Here is a 12,173-nt window from a genome sequence, read left to right on the forward strand (position 1 = left end):
GCCCCGCATCACCGATGCCGCGGGGCGTCTCGTACGTTCCGCAACCCATCCTCAGTTCGGAAGTCACGGAGCCCCCACATGACCTTCTCCGTCCACAGACATGCCCTGGCTCTCGCCGGCGCCGTCGCTCTCGCCGCCGCGCTCACCGGGCCCGTCCCCGCCGCCACCGCCGAGGAGGCCGGCACGGCCGCCGCGCCCGACATATCGGTGGCCAACGTCAAGCAGCACCTCGCCGACCTCCAGTCCATCGCCACCGCCAACGGCGGCAACCGCGCCCACGGCCGGGCCGGCTACAGGGCGTCCATCGACTTCGTGAAGGCGAAGCTGGACGCGGCCGGATTCACCACGACCGTCCAGCAGTTCACGTACAACGGCGCCACCGGCTACAACCTCGTCGCCGACTGGCCCGGCGGCGACCCGAACCAGGTCCTCATGGCCGGCTCGCACCTCGACTCGGTGACCTCCGGCCCGGGCATCAACGACAACGGCTCCGGCTCGGCGGCGATCCTGGAGACCGCGCTCGCCGTCTCCCGGGCCGGCTACCAGCCCACCAAGCACCTCCGGTTCGGCTGGTGGGGCGCTGAGGAACTCGGCCTCGTCGGCTCGAAGTACTACGTCAACAACCTGCCGTCCACCGAGCGCGCGAAGCTCACCGGCTATCTGAACTTCGACATGATCGGCTCGCCCAACCCGGGCTACTTCGTCTACGACGACGACCCGACCATCGAGAAGACGTTCAAGGACTACTTCGCCGGCCTCGGCATACCCACCGAGATCGAGACCGAGGGCGACGGCCGCTCCGACCACGCGCCGTTCAAGAACGCGGGCATACCCGTCGGCGGCCTGTTCACCGGCGCCGACTACACCAAGACCTCGGCGCAGGCCCAGAAGTGGGGCGGCACGGCCGGTCAGGCCTTCGACCGCTGCTACCACTCCTCCTGCGACACCACCGCGAACATCAACGACACGGCCCTGGACCGCAACAGCGACGCCATCGCCCACGCGATCTGGACCCTGTCCTCCGGGACGACGCCCCCGCCGGGCAAGGTCTTCGAGAACACCGCCGACGTGTCCATCCCCGACAACGGCGCCGCGGTGACCTCCTCCGTCACCGTCAGCGGCGTCACCGGCAACGCGCCCAGCAACCTCTCCGTCGGCGTGGACATCGTCCACACCTACCGCGGTGACCTGGTCGTCGACCTCGTCGCGCCCGACGGCAGCGTCTACAACCTCAAGCCGTACTCGTCCTCCGACTCGGCCGACGACGTCAGGACCACCTACACGGTCAACGCCTCCTCCGAGGTCGCTAACGGCACCTGGCGGCTGCGCGTCCAGGACCGGGCCGCGTACGACACCGGCTACATCAACAGCTTCAAGCTGACCTTCCCGTAAGGGAGTCGGCGGCCGCGGGACCGGGCGTCAGCCGCCGGTCCCGCGGCGGTCACTCGAACGACTCGAAGACCTGATCCCAGAACGCGGAGCCGTCCACATTCGGGTCGTGGGCGATCAGACGCTCCCGCAGGGCGGTGGCGGCGGCCGCCCGTACGGCCTCGTCGTCCGACGCCAGTGCGTCTCCCGACTCGGCGATCAGGCCGAGGAGAACGGCCAGCCGCGGAAGGGAATGGGCGGCCGGGCCCTGCCAACCGTCGCCGTGGTCCCAGCCGTTGGGGTCGTAGTGGGTGATGCCGCCGTCCGCGGCGTCGAGCATGAGGTGCTGGTCGCCCCACAGCGCGACGGTGAAGCAGAAGTTCTCCGGCGGCGAGTCGTCGTCGGGGTAGCGGTTGCCGTAGATCTCGTCGGCGTCGAAGGGCTCCAGCGCGCGCCTGCCCCGCAGGACCCTCGAGTCGATCCCGGCGGCGTCGAGGCGGAGCGCGGGAAAGCCGACCGTGAGCAGGAACTCCCGCGACTCTGCGTCGGTCAACTCGGCCGGCAGGTCGGTCTCTCCGGGCCGCCAGAGGCAGCCCTCACCCAGCCTTTCCTCCAGCCACGCCGCGTCCGGTGTCGACGGTGTCGACGGTGTCGACGGAGTGTCGTCGCTGCTCAACTCCCGGCCCCCATGAGGTGTGTGTCGTTCGATCATCGCGGACCCAGTCAACCCCATGGCGTCCGCGCCGCGTGCCCCGGCTGCCGGGGCCGGCCGTCGGGTGTTCAGTTCCGGCGTATCGCGCCCTCGACGCGCAGATCGGCGAGGGTGGGGTAGCCGTCGACTGCCATGATCAGATCCGCCTCGGCCAGCAGCGACCGCAGCACATGGACGACGCCGTCCTCGCCGCCCACCGCGAGCCCGTACGCGTACGGCCGGCCCACTCCGACGGCGGTCGCGCCCAGCGCGAGTGCCTTCACGACGTCCGCGCCCGTACGGACGCCGGAGTCGAAGAGCACCGGCAGCCCGTCCGCCGCCTCCACGACGGCGGGCAGCGCGTCGAGGGCGGCGAGTCCGCCGTTGGCCTGCCGGCCGCCGTGGTTGGAGCAGTAGACCGCGTCGGCACCGCCGTCCCTGGCCCGGCGTACGTCCTCGGGGTGGCACAGGCCCTTCAGGATGATCGGCAGGTCGGTGAGCGAGCGCAGCCAGGGCAGGTCGTCCCAGGTCAGCGGATGGCCGAACACCCCGGCCCACTCCAGGACGACCGCCCGCGGATCCTCCTCCGGCGCTTTCGCCAGCCGCGCGCGGAAGACGGGGTCGGAGGTGTAGTTCGCCAGGCAATGGCCGCGCAGCTGGGGGAAGTTGCTCGCCGCGAGGTCACGCGGACGCCAGCCGGTGACCCAGGTGTCCAGGGTGACGACGATCCCCTTGAAGCCCGCCTTCTCCGCGCGGTGCACCAGGCTCTCCGCCAGGGCACGGTCCTTGGGCGTGTACAGCTGGAAGAAGCCGGGCGTGTCCCCCAACTCGCCCGCCACCTGCTCCAGCGGGTCGACCGACAGCGTCGACGCCACCATCGGCACCGCGCTCCTGCGGGCGGCCCGCGCCGTCGCCAGGTCGCCGTGCCCGTCCTGCGCGCACAGCCCGATCACCCCGACCGGCGCCATGAACAGCGGCGACGGCAGCCGCAGACCGAAGAGGTCCACGCTCAGGTCCCGCAGGGCGGCCCCGACCATCATCCGCGGCACGAGCCCCCACCGCTCGAACGCCGAGACGTTCGCCCGCTGTGTGAACTCGTCCCCGGCGCCGCCCGCGACGTACGACAGCAGGGACGCCGGCAGCGCCGCCGCGGCCCGCGCCTCCAGCTCGCCGTACGTCATCGGCAGGTCCGGCAGCACACCGAACAGCCCGTTGAAGTAGATCTCGTTCTGGTAGTCGCCGAACTGCCCGCCGAACTCCGCCTGCATCCTGATCGCAGCCCTTCCGTCCGCCCTCCGCCCGGGACCGTCCCGGCGAGACCGCTCACACTCTGCCGACGGCGGCGGCCGGACGCCATGGTCCCGCGACCGGCGCCGAGGCCCGTCCACGGACAATCCCGTGCGTAAGCCCCCGGCGGTAGTGCGAAGTCGGGGCCGGCCGGTCACTCGGACGCGCCGGTGCGCCGGGCATAGGCCCGGGCGGCGCGGGCGCGGTCGCCGCAGCGCGTGGAGCACCAGTGGCGCCGGCCGTGGGTGCGCAGCAGGAAGCGGTCGCAGGGTGCGGAGCCGCAGGCGGCGAGGAGCTCGGCGTCGGGGCCGGTGAGCAGGTCGGCGGCATCGGCGGCGAGGATCGCCAGCGCATGGTTCACGGCCTGGTCGGTGGGATGCGCCTCCACGCGGCGCGGCCCCTGAGCCGTGTCCCAGGCGAGCAGCGGCGCCGAGGGCATGGCCGTGAGCGCGTCGTTCACCGCCCGCAGGGACGCCTCGGGCGGGGTGGAGCCGTCGACTCGGGCGGTGAACAGGGCCCGCACATGGGTGCGCAGCGCCCGCATCCGGCCCGCGCAGAACTCGTACAACCGCACGTCCGGCGCGGCCAGGTCGTGGGTGAGGAGCCAGCCCTTCGCGGTCTCGGGCGCCGCGAGCAGGTCGTAGCCCTGGCCGGAGGGCAGGGTCGCGACGGTGTCGGCGAAGTCCAGGCAGCGGTAGCGGTCCGCCCCCGGAGCCGGAGGCAGAGCGGCCCGCGTGATGTCGGTCAGCACGGTCTCGTCCACGTCTCTCATGGTAGCCCTTGCGTTTTTCCGTGACATGGGCCTAGCGTGTGCCTCACGGAAAACACGGAAGACTTCCGTGAGAATCCCTGAGTGCGAGGAGTGATCGCGCATGTCCCGGCACGCCACCGAGCAGTTCCCGGTCCGCGTCATCGGCGGCCCCACCGCCGTCTTCGAGTACGGCGGCCTGCGCTTCCTGACCGATCCGACCTTCGACGGCCCCGGCGACTACGGCAGACCCGGCCGCCCCGTACTGACCAAGACCGCCCCCGCCACGGCCACCCCCGCCGACCTCGGCCCCGTCGACGTGGTCCTGCTCTCGCACGACGAGCACGCCGACAACCTCGACGACTCCGGCCGGGCGCTCCTCGCCGACGTCCCGCTCACGCTCACCACGACCGGCGGCGGGCAGCGGCTGGGCGGCAACGCCACCGGCCTGTCCGACTGGGAGACCGTCGAGCTGGAGCGCCCCGGCGGCGGCGGCCTCACCGTGACCGCGGTCCCCGCCATCCACGGCCCCGGCCCGCGCGAGGCGACCGAGCCGATCACCGGCCAGGTCGTCGGGTTCGTCCTCACCGCAGAGGACCTGCCCACCGTGTACGTCAGCGGCGACAACGCCTCGCTCGACGCGGTCAGGGAGATAGCCGACCGGTTCGCCCCGGTGGACACGGCCGTCCTCTTCGCCGGAGCGCCCCGCTTCCCCGTCCTCTTCGACGGCGGAACGCTCGTCCTGGACAGCGCCCAGGCCGCCGAGGCCGCCCGTATCCTCGACGCCCGCCGTGTCGTCCCGGTCCACCACGACAGCTGGGCGCACTTCACCGAGGGCCGCGAGGACCTCGAAGCCGCCTTCGCCGCGGCCGGCCTGACCGACCGTCTGGACCGCGACTGGCTCCGGCGCGGCTGAGCCGCGCGACTGCGCCGGACGGGTGGCGGCGACGCCTCACGGCGAAGGGTCGGCGCGCCGAGCGAGCGGGGCGCGGGTACGCATGGGGTGGTCCTCTCCGTCTCACAGGAAATGAGAACCCCGTGCGCATCCGGCACACCGTCGCCGCCGTCTGCGGCGCCCTCGCCCTCACCGCCGTCCTGGCCGCGCCCGCAGACGCCGCCGCCGGCGACTTCTCCTACCGCTTCCTCGCCGCCAACGGCGACGTCCGCTCCGCCACCCTCCAGGACCCGCTGACCGAGACGTGCGTGACCCTCCCGGAGGTCGCCGATCCCGGCACCTCCGTACCCGCCTTCGCACCCCACAACGACACCGGCGACTACGCCCTCGTCTTCACCGGCCCCAACTGCACGGGCGAGTCGTGGCTCCTGCGCCCGCACGGCCGCCCCGCCACCGACCTGCTCACCCTGCGATCGGTGCTCCTGCTGCCCGTCTGACCTCGTGCACCCGGTCAGGACGACATGACGAAGTCCAGCGCGTAGCCGGAAGCGGACGTCCAGCAGGTGACACCGGAACCGTCGTCGAAGGCCGCCACACCGGGCAGGCCGACCGCGGTCGGCGTACCGGGAGTGCTGCCGCGCCCCGCCCCCTGGAGCCGCACGGTGACGGTCCTCGTCTCGCACGTGTCCATGCCGCCGCCGTTGACGAGCAGAGCGGCGTACGCCTCCTCGCCCGGCGCCACGGTGACGAGCCCCTCCGGGTCGCTGTCCTCGATCGTCTTCACGGGTTCCCTGGGGTGGGCGCCCAGCCAGATCTGCGGGGAGCGGTGGACGGCGCACGGCTCGACGCCGGTGTTGGTGACCGTGAGCAGGAGGTGCCTGGTCTCCTCGCCCCGCGCGTCCTGGCTCGACACGGCGAACGACGGATCGCCCTCCGCCAGGCGGCGACGGTGCCGCCGTCGCCTACTGCGCCGCTCCGCGTGCGCGGGAGCGGCTCACCAGGCGCGGGCGAGGCCGTCTCACCGGGCGTGGCCGCGGCCGTCGCGCCCGGCCGGTCCGAGGACGGCCGGGGACCGTCCGCGGTGCCGTCGCCCTGCGGCTCGCACGCCGTGGACGCGAGCACCGCGGCGGCCGGCGGCCGCGACGACAACGGCCCTGCCCGCCCCGGGACTTGATGCCGACTCGTGGTTCCTGCGGGCAGGAGCATGCATGGCGTTCCCCCGTGGTCCGCCGTGGTGCCGTGGTGCCGTGGTGCCGTGGACGACTGTCGCGCTGTCCGGCGACGAGCCGAGTGTGCGGTACACCCTCGCCCACGGCGGCCGGCCCCCGAGCATGTGTGACCGACCCAGGACACGGAGTCGCCGGCCGGGGACGGGCACGCCGTGACTCCGCGAGCGGGTCACAGGTCCTTCCTGCGCGCGGTCACCAGCGCGAAGGAGAGGTACTCGCCGCCGTCCTCGGTGAGCATGTCGATCACCGGCTGGTTCGCCGCCGGGCCGTCCGGCTGCCGCTCCGCGCAGGCCCGCGCCCACAACAGCCAGTCGCGCCAGGCGTCCTGCTGGAGCCGGGCGGAGGTGACGTCCACCAGCTCGGTGATCTCCCACTGGAAGCGCCACCACTGCGGGGTGTGCCAGGCGATGGCCTCCCAGCCGACGACCCGCTTGATGTGGGCCGGTATCGCGCCGAGTTCGCGTACCTCCCGGGTCATACCGGGGGTGGCGACGCCCAACTGGCCGCCGGGGCGCAGGAATCGCACCAGATAGGGGAGGTAGCCGTCGGCCGTGCCGAAGTACTCGAAGGCGTCCACGCTCACGACCGCGTCGAAGCTCTCCGGCTCGAAGGGCAGGGCGTGCGCCTCGGCCCGTACGGCCGTCACCCGGTCGGCGACCCCCGCCTCGGCGAACACCGCGGCCGCGTCCTCCGCGGGGATCCACCAGTCGGCGGCGACGACCTCGACACCGTACTCCCGGGCCAGGAACACCGACGTGGCGCCCTTGCCGGAGCCGAGGTCGAGGACCCGCATCCCGGGGCGCAGATCGAGATCGCGGGCCAGGTCCTCCAGGAGCCACAGCGGGTTGGGTCCCATGTCGAGGCCGACGAGCCAGGCGGGGTCGTAGCGCGAGGAGCGCGGGTAGCGGTCGGGCCGTACGAGATCGTCCAAGGCAGTCACGGTCCCGCACTCAAGCCGAACCCCGGGCGGGGACACAAGTGGTTTACGGGCGGTCGCGGGCGGCTCGGGCGTCCGCCCCGGGAGCCTGCCCCGCCGCCCCGGCATGCATGAACCGGGCGCCGCCTGCCCACTCGGGGGGCATGGCTCGGTCCAACGACGAGGTCGCGGAGCTGTTCCAGGAGTACGCGGACCTCATCTCGATCACCGGCGGCGAGGCGTACAGGGCGCGCGTCTACGAGAAGGCCGCCCGAGCGATCGGCGGCCACCACGCCGACGTGTCCACACTCGACCGCAAGGGATTGCAGGAGATCCCGGGGGTCGGCAGGTCGATCGCGGAGAAGATCGCCGAGTACTTCAGCACCGGCAGGGTCTCCGCGGTCGACGAACTGCGCGCGAGGATCCCCGCGGGTGTACGACGGCTCACGGCCATCCCCACGCTGGGCCCGAAGAAGGCGCTGACTCTCTACGAGGACCTGGGCATCTCCTCGGTCGAGGAACTGGTCGAGGCGATCCACGCCGAGAAACTGCGCGATCTGAAGGGCTTCGGGCCCAGGACCGAGGAGAACATCCTCCACGGCGTCGAACTCCTGCGATCCTCCGGCGACCGCGTGCTGCTCGGCGTGGCCATGGACCTCGCCGAGGACATCGTCGGGGCGATGTCAGGTGTGACCGGCTGCCTCCGCTGCGCCTACGCCGGATCGCTGCGCCGCGGCCGGGAGACGATCGGCGACATCGACGTCCTCGTCGCGGCGGAGAGGTCGGGACCGCTGATGGACGCCTTCACGCGACTGCCGTACGTCTCGGAGATCGTCGCGCACGGGCCGGCGAAGACGTCGGTCCGCACGGCGAAGGGGCCGGCCGTCGACCTGAGGGTCGTACCGCCGGACTGCTGGGGCGCCGCGCTGCAGTACTTCACCGGCTCGAAGGCGCACAACATCCGCACCCGGGAGCTGGCCGTCCGCCAGGGCCTGAAGCTGTCCGAGTACGGCCTGTTCGACGCCGAGAGCGGGGAGCGGATCGCCTCCGGGACCGAGGAGGACGTCTACGCCCGGCTCGGCCTGCCCTGGATCCCGCCGACCCTGCGCGAGGACCGCGGGGAGATCGAGGCGGGGCTGCGCGGCGAGCTGCCCGAGCTGGTGCGGGAGTCCGACCTGCGGGGCGACCTGCACACGCACACCGACCTGACCGACGGGCTCGCGCCGCTGGAGGAGATGGCCGAGGCGGCCGCGGAGCGGGGTTACGCGTACTACGCGATCACCGACCACGGGCCGGACCTGTACATGCAGCAGATGACCCGGGAGCGGATGCTCGCCCAGCGCGAGCGGGTGCGCGCGCTCGACGGCACCCACGGCAAGCGGGGCCGGCGGCGCGGACTGCGGCTGCTGCACGGCGTGGAGCTGAACATCGGCCCGGACGGCGCGGTGGACTGGCCCGAGGACTTCCTGGCCGGGTTCGACCTGTGTGTGGCCTCGGTGCACTCGCACTTCCGCCAGAGCCGCGAGGAGCTGACCCGGCGGATCGTGCGGGCCTGCGAGAACCCGTACGTCAACATCATCGGCCACCCCACCACCCGGATCATCGGCAGGCGGCCCGGCATCGACGCCGACCTCGACGCGGTGTTCGCCGCGTGCGCGCGCACCGGCACGGCCCTGGAGATCAACGCCCACCCCGACCGGCTCGACCTGCGTGACGAGGACATCCTGCGGGCCAAGCGGCACGGAGTGCGGTTCGCCGTCGACAGCGACGCCCACGCCGTCCCGCACCTGGCGAACATGCGCTACGGCACGGCGACGGCGCAACGCGGCTGGCTCACCGGGGAGGACGTGATCAACACCTGGCCGGAGACCCGACTCCGACGCTTCCTGCGCAAGGGCAGGACCGGCGGGCACGGGTGAACCCACGACGGGAGCCGTGGCCCATGTACCGATCGCCCGTCATCTGCTCCGCGCCAGGGACCTCGCCGACGCCCCCTATCGCGAGGAGCTCACCGTCGCCGACCTGGCCGCGGCCGCCGCGCTGTCGCCCGCCCACTTCAGCCGCAGCTTCAAGGCCGCGTTCGGCGAGTCCCCGCACCAGTACCTGCTGACGGCCCGGCGCTCGTGCTGATGCCGGTACCGCGCGAGCCGATGCCGGACGAGGCGAGCAGCGCCCAGCTGTCCGACCTGGTGGCCAAGGGCGCGGGCGGCACGCTGTTCCTGGAGACCGACGACTGCGAGGCCGCCTACGACGAGCTGTCCGCCCGCGACGCCGAGTTCAACGACCCGCCCACGGTGCAGCCGTACGGCATCGACACGTCCTTCCGCGACCCGTCGGGCAACAACATCCGCCTCACGCAGGTGATGGAGTTCGATCCCGGACGGCACTGACGCCGCCCGGGAAGGGCCGAGCGAGCGGGTCAGCGCTCCTCCGGCTCCAGGCCGTGGAACGTGACCGGGCGGGCGTTGCCGTCGGTGAGGGCGTAGGACAGGCCCACGACCGCCGTGTGGCCGGAGGACACCCGGTCGGCCAGCACCCGGGAGCGGTCCAGGACGAAGTCGACGGTGTGCCGCACATGGGTGTCGATGAACCCGTCGTCCTCGCTGACCCCGGCGGCCTGAGCGGCCAGAACACTCGGGGTCACACGCTCGATCACGTCCCTGAGGTACCCGGGGGCGGCCGTGCCGTCCGCGACGGCGGCGCGGGTCGCCGCGACCGCGCCGCAGGAGTCGTGGCCGAGGACGACGACCAGCGGGCAGCCCAGCACGCTCACTCCGTACTCGATGCTGCCCAGGACCTCCGGGCCCGCCGCGTGCCCTGCGGTGCGGACGACGAACAGGTCTCCCAGCCCCTGATCGAAGATGATCTCCGCGGCGAGCCGCGAGTCGGAGCAGCCGAGCAGCACGGCGTACGGACGCTGGGCGGAGGTCAGGCCGGCCCGGCGGGCGGCGTCCTGGTTGGGGTGCTGGGGCGTACCGGCGGCGAAGCGCTGATTGCCGGCCATGAGCTGGTCGAAGGCTTCGCGCGGGGTGGCGGGAAAGGCGTCACTCATGACCGCAGGTTACGACGGGGGCATGCCACACGTGCAGGCAGGGGGTCCCCGCTGGGCCAACCGGCCGAGGAGCCGGCCGGTACGCCGTAAGGGGGGTGGTGCCGGGAGCGGACGGCACGGACCGGATGATGAGGGGCGTGTTGCTCGAAGCCCTGTCCGTCGTCGCCCTCGCCGTGGTGCTGGTCTGCGCCGTCGTCCGCCCCTTCCGCTGGCCGGAGGCGGCCTTCGCGGTGCCCGCCGCGGCCGTGGTGGTCGCCGCCGGTGCGATCCCGTGGGAGGACGTCCGCGCGGAAGCCGCCCGGCTCGGCCCGGTGATCGGATTCCTCGCCGCGGTCCTGGTCCTCGCCAAGCTCTGCGACGACGAGGGCCTCTTCCACGCCTGCGGCACCTGGATGGCCCGCTGGGCCCACCGCCGGCCCCGCCGGCTGCTCGGCGCGGTCTTCGCGCTGGCCTCCGCGATCACGGCCGCGCTGAGCCTGGACGCCACCGTGGTCCTGCTGACCCCGGTCGTCTTCGTCACGGCCGCCCGGATGGGCGCCCGGCCGAAGCCGCACGTGTACGCGAGCGCCCACCTGTCGAACACGGCGTCCCTGCTGCTGCCCGTGTCGAACCTGACGAACCTGCTCGCCTTCACCGCGAGCGGCCTGACCTTCACCCGCTTCGCGCTGCTGATGCTGCTGCCGTGGCTGACCGCCGTCGCCGTCGAGTACGCCGTCTTCCGCCGCTTCTTCGCGGCCGACCTCGACGCCCCGACCGAGCCCGCGCAGGCCGAGGAGCCGCCTCAGCTGCCGCTGTTCGCGCTGCTGACCGTCGCGGCGACGCTCGCCGGGTTCGCGGTGGCCTCGGCCGTCGGCATCGACCCCGCCTGGGTCGCGGCCGCCGGAGCGGCGGTCATGGCCGTACGGGCGCTGGCCCGGCGTCACACCACCCCGGCCGCTATCGTCCGCTCGGCCGCGGTGCCGTTCCTCGCCTTCGTCCTCGCCCTCGGCGTGGTCGTGCGCGCCGTCGTCGACAACGGCCTCGGCGACGCGCTCGGCCGCCTCGTCCCCGACGGAACGTCGCTGCCCGCACTGCTCGGCATCGCCGCGCTCGCCGCCCTCCTGGCGAACCTGATCAACAACCTCCCCGCCGTCCTCGCCCTCGTCCCCCTGGCCGCCCCCTCCGGCCCCGGCGCGGTCCTCGCCGTCCTCCTCGGCGTCAACATCGGCCCCAACCTCACCTACGCCGGCTCCCTCGCCACCCTCCTGTGGCGCCGCATCGCCCACCACCACGACCACGAGGTCGACCTGCGGGAATTCACCCTCCTGGGCCTCCTCACCGTCCCGGCGGCCCTGCTGGCCTCGACGGCGGCGCTGTGGGTGTCGCTGGCGGTCGCCGGTCCGTGAACCGCGGGTCGGGCCGCCTACCAGGGTGCGAAACCGTGGTGTACGCATCGACACCCCGGCCGGTGGCCCTGTGAGCGGCTGGTGGACCTGACTGCAGGAGCGGACTCGCCGGGAGGTCGACGCCAGGTGCTGCGGGACCGGCGGATGACGGCGGTCAGGGCGGTGTGGGAGGAGCTGCGGCTGCTGGGGGTGGGGCCGTACGAGGCGGAGCGGGTGGTCCACGAGCGCTGCGAGGCCCTCGGCGACCAGGTGCGGCGCAGGCCGCCCGATCCGTTCGACGTGGCCTCGCTCGCGGCGCGCGGCGGCCCTGCCGGGCCGGGTGGCCGCGGTGGAGGCCCTCTGGGACGGCGACACCGTGCACGACTGGTTCGTGACGCTGGTGGCGGTCCTGGAGGAGCCCGCGGCGAAGGCCACCTGGCGACCGTCCGCCAACGGCCCGACCGCTCATCTGCCGCCCGGGCCGCAGCCGACGCCGGCCGGGCGCCGGCCGGGCGCCGGCCGGGCGCCGGCCGGCCACCTCGGCGTGCCGTTCCCTTTCGCCTCCCCCGACGCCCCCGACGACGACGCCCCGCGCCGGCGGAGCCGCTGAGGGCCTTTCGTCC

The 12,173-nt window shown here is 73.3% G+C and carries 14 protein-coding genes; 8 read left to right on the forward strand and 6 right to left on the reverse strand.

The genetic code is table 11. From position 1 onward, the window contains the following. The first annotated feature begins 78 nt into the window (after positions 1–78). Positions 79–1,392, forward strand: coding sequence for a M28 family metallopeptidase (locus ACIGXJ_RS07565; RefSeq protein WP_399642387.1), 1,314 nt, complete (start codon positions 79–81; stop codon positions 1,390–1,392). Between the two features lie 49 nt (positions 1,393–1,441). On the opposite strand, the gene ACIGXJ_RS07570 is transcribed toward ACIGXJ_RS07565, so the two are convergent. The 3 genes from ACIGXJ_RS07570 to ACIGXJ_RS07580 all read right to left on the reverse strand — a co-directional run bounded on the left by ACIGXJ_RS07570 (position 1,442) and on the right by ACIGXJ_RS07580 (position 4,118). Continuing rightward, positions 1,442–2,044, reverse strand: coding sequence for an SUKH-4 family immunity protein (locus ACIGXJ_RS07570; RefSeq protein WP_399642388.1), 603 nt, complete (start codon positions 2,042–2,044; stop codon positions 1,442–1,444). 104 nt (positions 2,045–2,148) lie between these two features. Then, complete coding sequence (locus ACIGXJ_RS07575) at positions 2,149–3,327, reverse strand: alpha-hydroxy-acid oxidizing protein (protein WP_399642389.1); 1,179 nt, start codon at positions 3,325–3,327, stop codon at positions 2,149–2,151. 173 nt (positions 3,328–3,500) lie between these two features. Next, on the reverse strand, positions 3,501–4,118 hold the full coding sequence (locus ACIGXJ_RS07580) for an ABATE domain-containing protein (RefSeq protein ID WP_399642390.1): 618 nt from the start codon (positions 4,116–4,118) through the stop codon (positions 3,501–3,503). 100 nt (positions 4,119–4,218) lie between these two features. Here ACIGXJ_RS07580 and ACIGXJ_RS07585 point away from each other — a divergent pair, with 100 nt between their 5' ends. Both ACIGXJ_RS07585 and ACIGXJ_RS07590 read left to right on the forward strand, forming a co-directional pair. Beyond that, positions 4,219–5,010: an MBL fold metallo-hydrolase gene (locus ACIGXJ_RS07585; RefSeq protein WP_399642391.1), complete on the forward strand. Its 792-nt coding sequence runs from the start codon at positions 4,219–4,221 to the stop codon at positions 5,008–5,010. 122 nt (positions 5,011–5,132) lie between these two features. Continuing rightward, entirely contained in the window at positions 5,133–5,486 is a 354-nt protein-coding gene (locus ACIGXJ_RS07590) for a hypothetical protein (protein ID WP_399642392.1), read from the forward strand. Between the two features lie 14 nt (positions 5,487–5,500). Here the strand turns inward: ACIGXJ_RS07590 and ACIGXJ_RS07595 are convergent, their stop codons facing one another. Together ACIGXJ_RS07595 and ACIGXJ_RS07600 are read right to left on the reverse strand one after the other, a co-directional pair. Beyond that, positions 5,501–5,902: a DUF4232 domain-containing protein gene (locus ACIGXJ_RS07595; protein ID WP_399642393.1), complete on the reverse strand. Its 402-nt coding sequence runs from the start codon at positions 5,900–5,902 to the stop codon at positions 5,501–5,503. Positions 5,903–6,387: 485 nt separating this feature from the next. Beyond that, positions 6,388–7,158, reverse strand: a complete 771-nt coding sequence (locus ACIGXJ_RS07600) for an SAM-dependent methyltransferase (protein ID WP_399642394.1) — start codon at positions 7,156–7,158, stop codon at positions 6,388–6,390. Between the two features lie 140 nt (positions 7,159–7,298). Between ACIGXJ_RS07600 and polX the strand changes: the two genes are divergently transcribed. Genes polX through ACIGXJ_RS07615 form a run of 3 tightly spaced genes read left to right on the forward strand, consistent with a single transcriptional unit; the run spans position 7,299 to position 9,524 of the window. Further along, positions 7,299–9,053, forward strand: a complete 1,755-nt coding sequence (gene polX / locus ACIGXJ_RS07605) for a DNA polymerase/3'-5' exonuclease PolX (protein WP_399642395.1) — start codon at positions 7,299–7,301, stop codon at positions 9,051–9,053. Positions 9,054–9,069: 16 nt separating this feature from the next. After that, entirely contained in the window at positions 9,070–9,264 is a 195-nt protein-coding gene (locus ACIGXJ_RS07610) for an AraC family transcriptional regulator (protein WP_399642396.1), read from the forward strand. Then, positions 9,264–9,524 (forward strand): VOC family protein, encoded by a 261-nt coding sequence (locus ACIGXJ_RS07615; RefSeq protein ID WP_399642397.1) that lies wholly within the window; start codon positions 9,264–9,266, stop codon positions 9,522–9,524. Before ACIGXJ_RS07610 ends, ACIGXJ_RS07615 begins: the two co-directional genes overlap by 1 nt. 29 nt (positions 9,525–9,553) lie before the next feature. Here the strand turns inward: ACIGXJ_RS07615 and ACIGXJ_RS07620 are convergent, their stop codons facing one another. After that, positions 9,554–10,186 (reverse strand): carbonic anhydrase, encoded by a 633-nt coding sequence (locus ACIGXJ_RS07620; RefSeq protein WP_399642398.1) that lies wholly within the window; start codon positions 10,184–10,186, stop codon positions 9,554–9,556. Between the two features lie 125 nt (positions 10,187–10,311). Between ACIGXJ_RS07620 and ACIGXJ_RS07625 the strand changes: the two genes are divergently transcribed. Beyond that, entirely contained in the window at positions 10,312–11,571 is a 1,260-nt protein-coding gene (locus ACIGXJ_RS07625; protein ID WP_399642790.1) for an SLC13 family permease, read from the forward strand. A 328-nt stretch (positions 11,572–11,899) separates the two neighbouring features. Further along, positions 11,900–12,160 (forward strand): hypothetical protein, encoded by a 261-nt coding sequence (locus tag ACIGXJ_RS07630; protein WP_399642400.1) that lies wholly within the window; start codon positions 11,900–11,902, stop codon positions 12,158–12,160. Positions 12,161–12,173 lie beyond the last annotated feature (13 nt).

Source organism: Streptomyces sp. NPDC053367, from assembly GCF_044545925.1.
Lineage (GTDB): Bacteria > Actinomycetota > Actinomycetes > Streptomycetales > Streptomycetaceae > Streptomyces.

What these genes read in the sequence shown, in the direction of transcription:
- ACIGXJ_RS07565 (WP_399642387.1), top strand. Translation starts at nt 79, where the DNA reads ATGACCTTCTCCGTCCACAGACATGCCCTGGCTCTCGCCGGCGCCGTC.
- ACIGXJ_RS07575 (WP_399642389.1), bottom strand. Translation starts at nt 3,327, where the DNA reads ATGCAGGCGGAGTTCGGCGGGCAGTTCGGCGACTACCAGAACGAGATC.
- ACIGXJ_RS07580 (WP_399642390.1), bottom strand. Translation starts at nt 4,118, where the DNA reads ATGAGAGACGTGGACGAGACCGTGCTGACCGACATCACGCGGGCCGCT.
- ACIGXJ_RS07585 (WP_399642391.1), top strand. Translation starts at nt 4,219, where the DNA reads ATGTCCCGGCACGCCACCGAGCAGTTCCCGGTCCGCGTCATCGGCGGC.
- polX (WP_399642395.1), top strand. Translation starts at nt 7,299, where the DNA reads ATGGCTCGGTCCAACGACGAGGTCGCGGAGCTGTTCCAGGAGTACGCG.
- ACIGXJ_RS07615 (WP_399642397.1), top strand. Translation starts at nt 9,264, where the DNA reads ATGCCGGTACCGCGCGAGCCGATGCCGGACGAGGCGAGCAGCGCCCAG.
- ACIGXJ_RS07620 (WP_399642398.1), bottom strand. Translation starts at nt 10,186, where the DNA reads ATGAGTGACGCCTTTCCCGCCACCCCGCGCGAAGCCTTCGACCAGCTC.
- ACIGXJ_RS07625 (WP_399642790.1), top strand. Translation starts at nt 10,312, where the DNA reads ATGATGAGGGGCGTGTTGCTCGAAGCCCTGTCCGTCGTCGCCCTCGCC.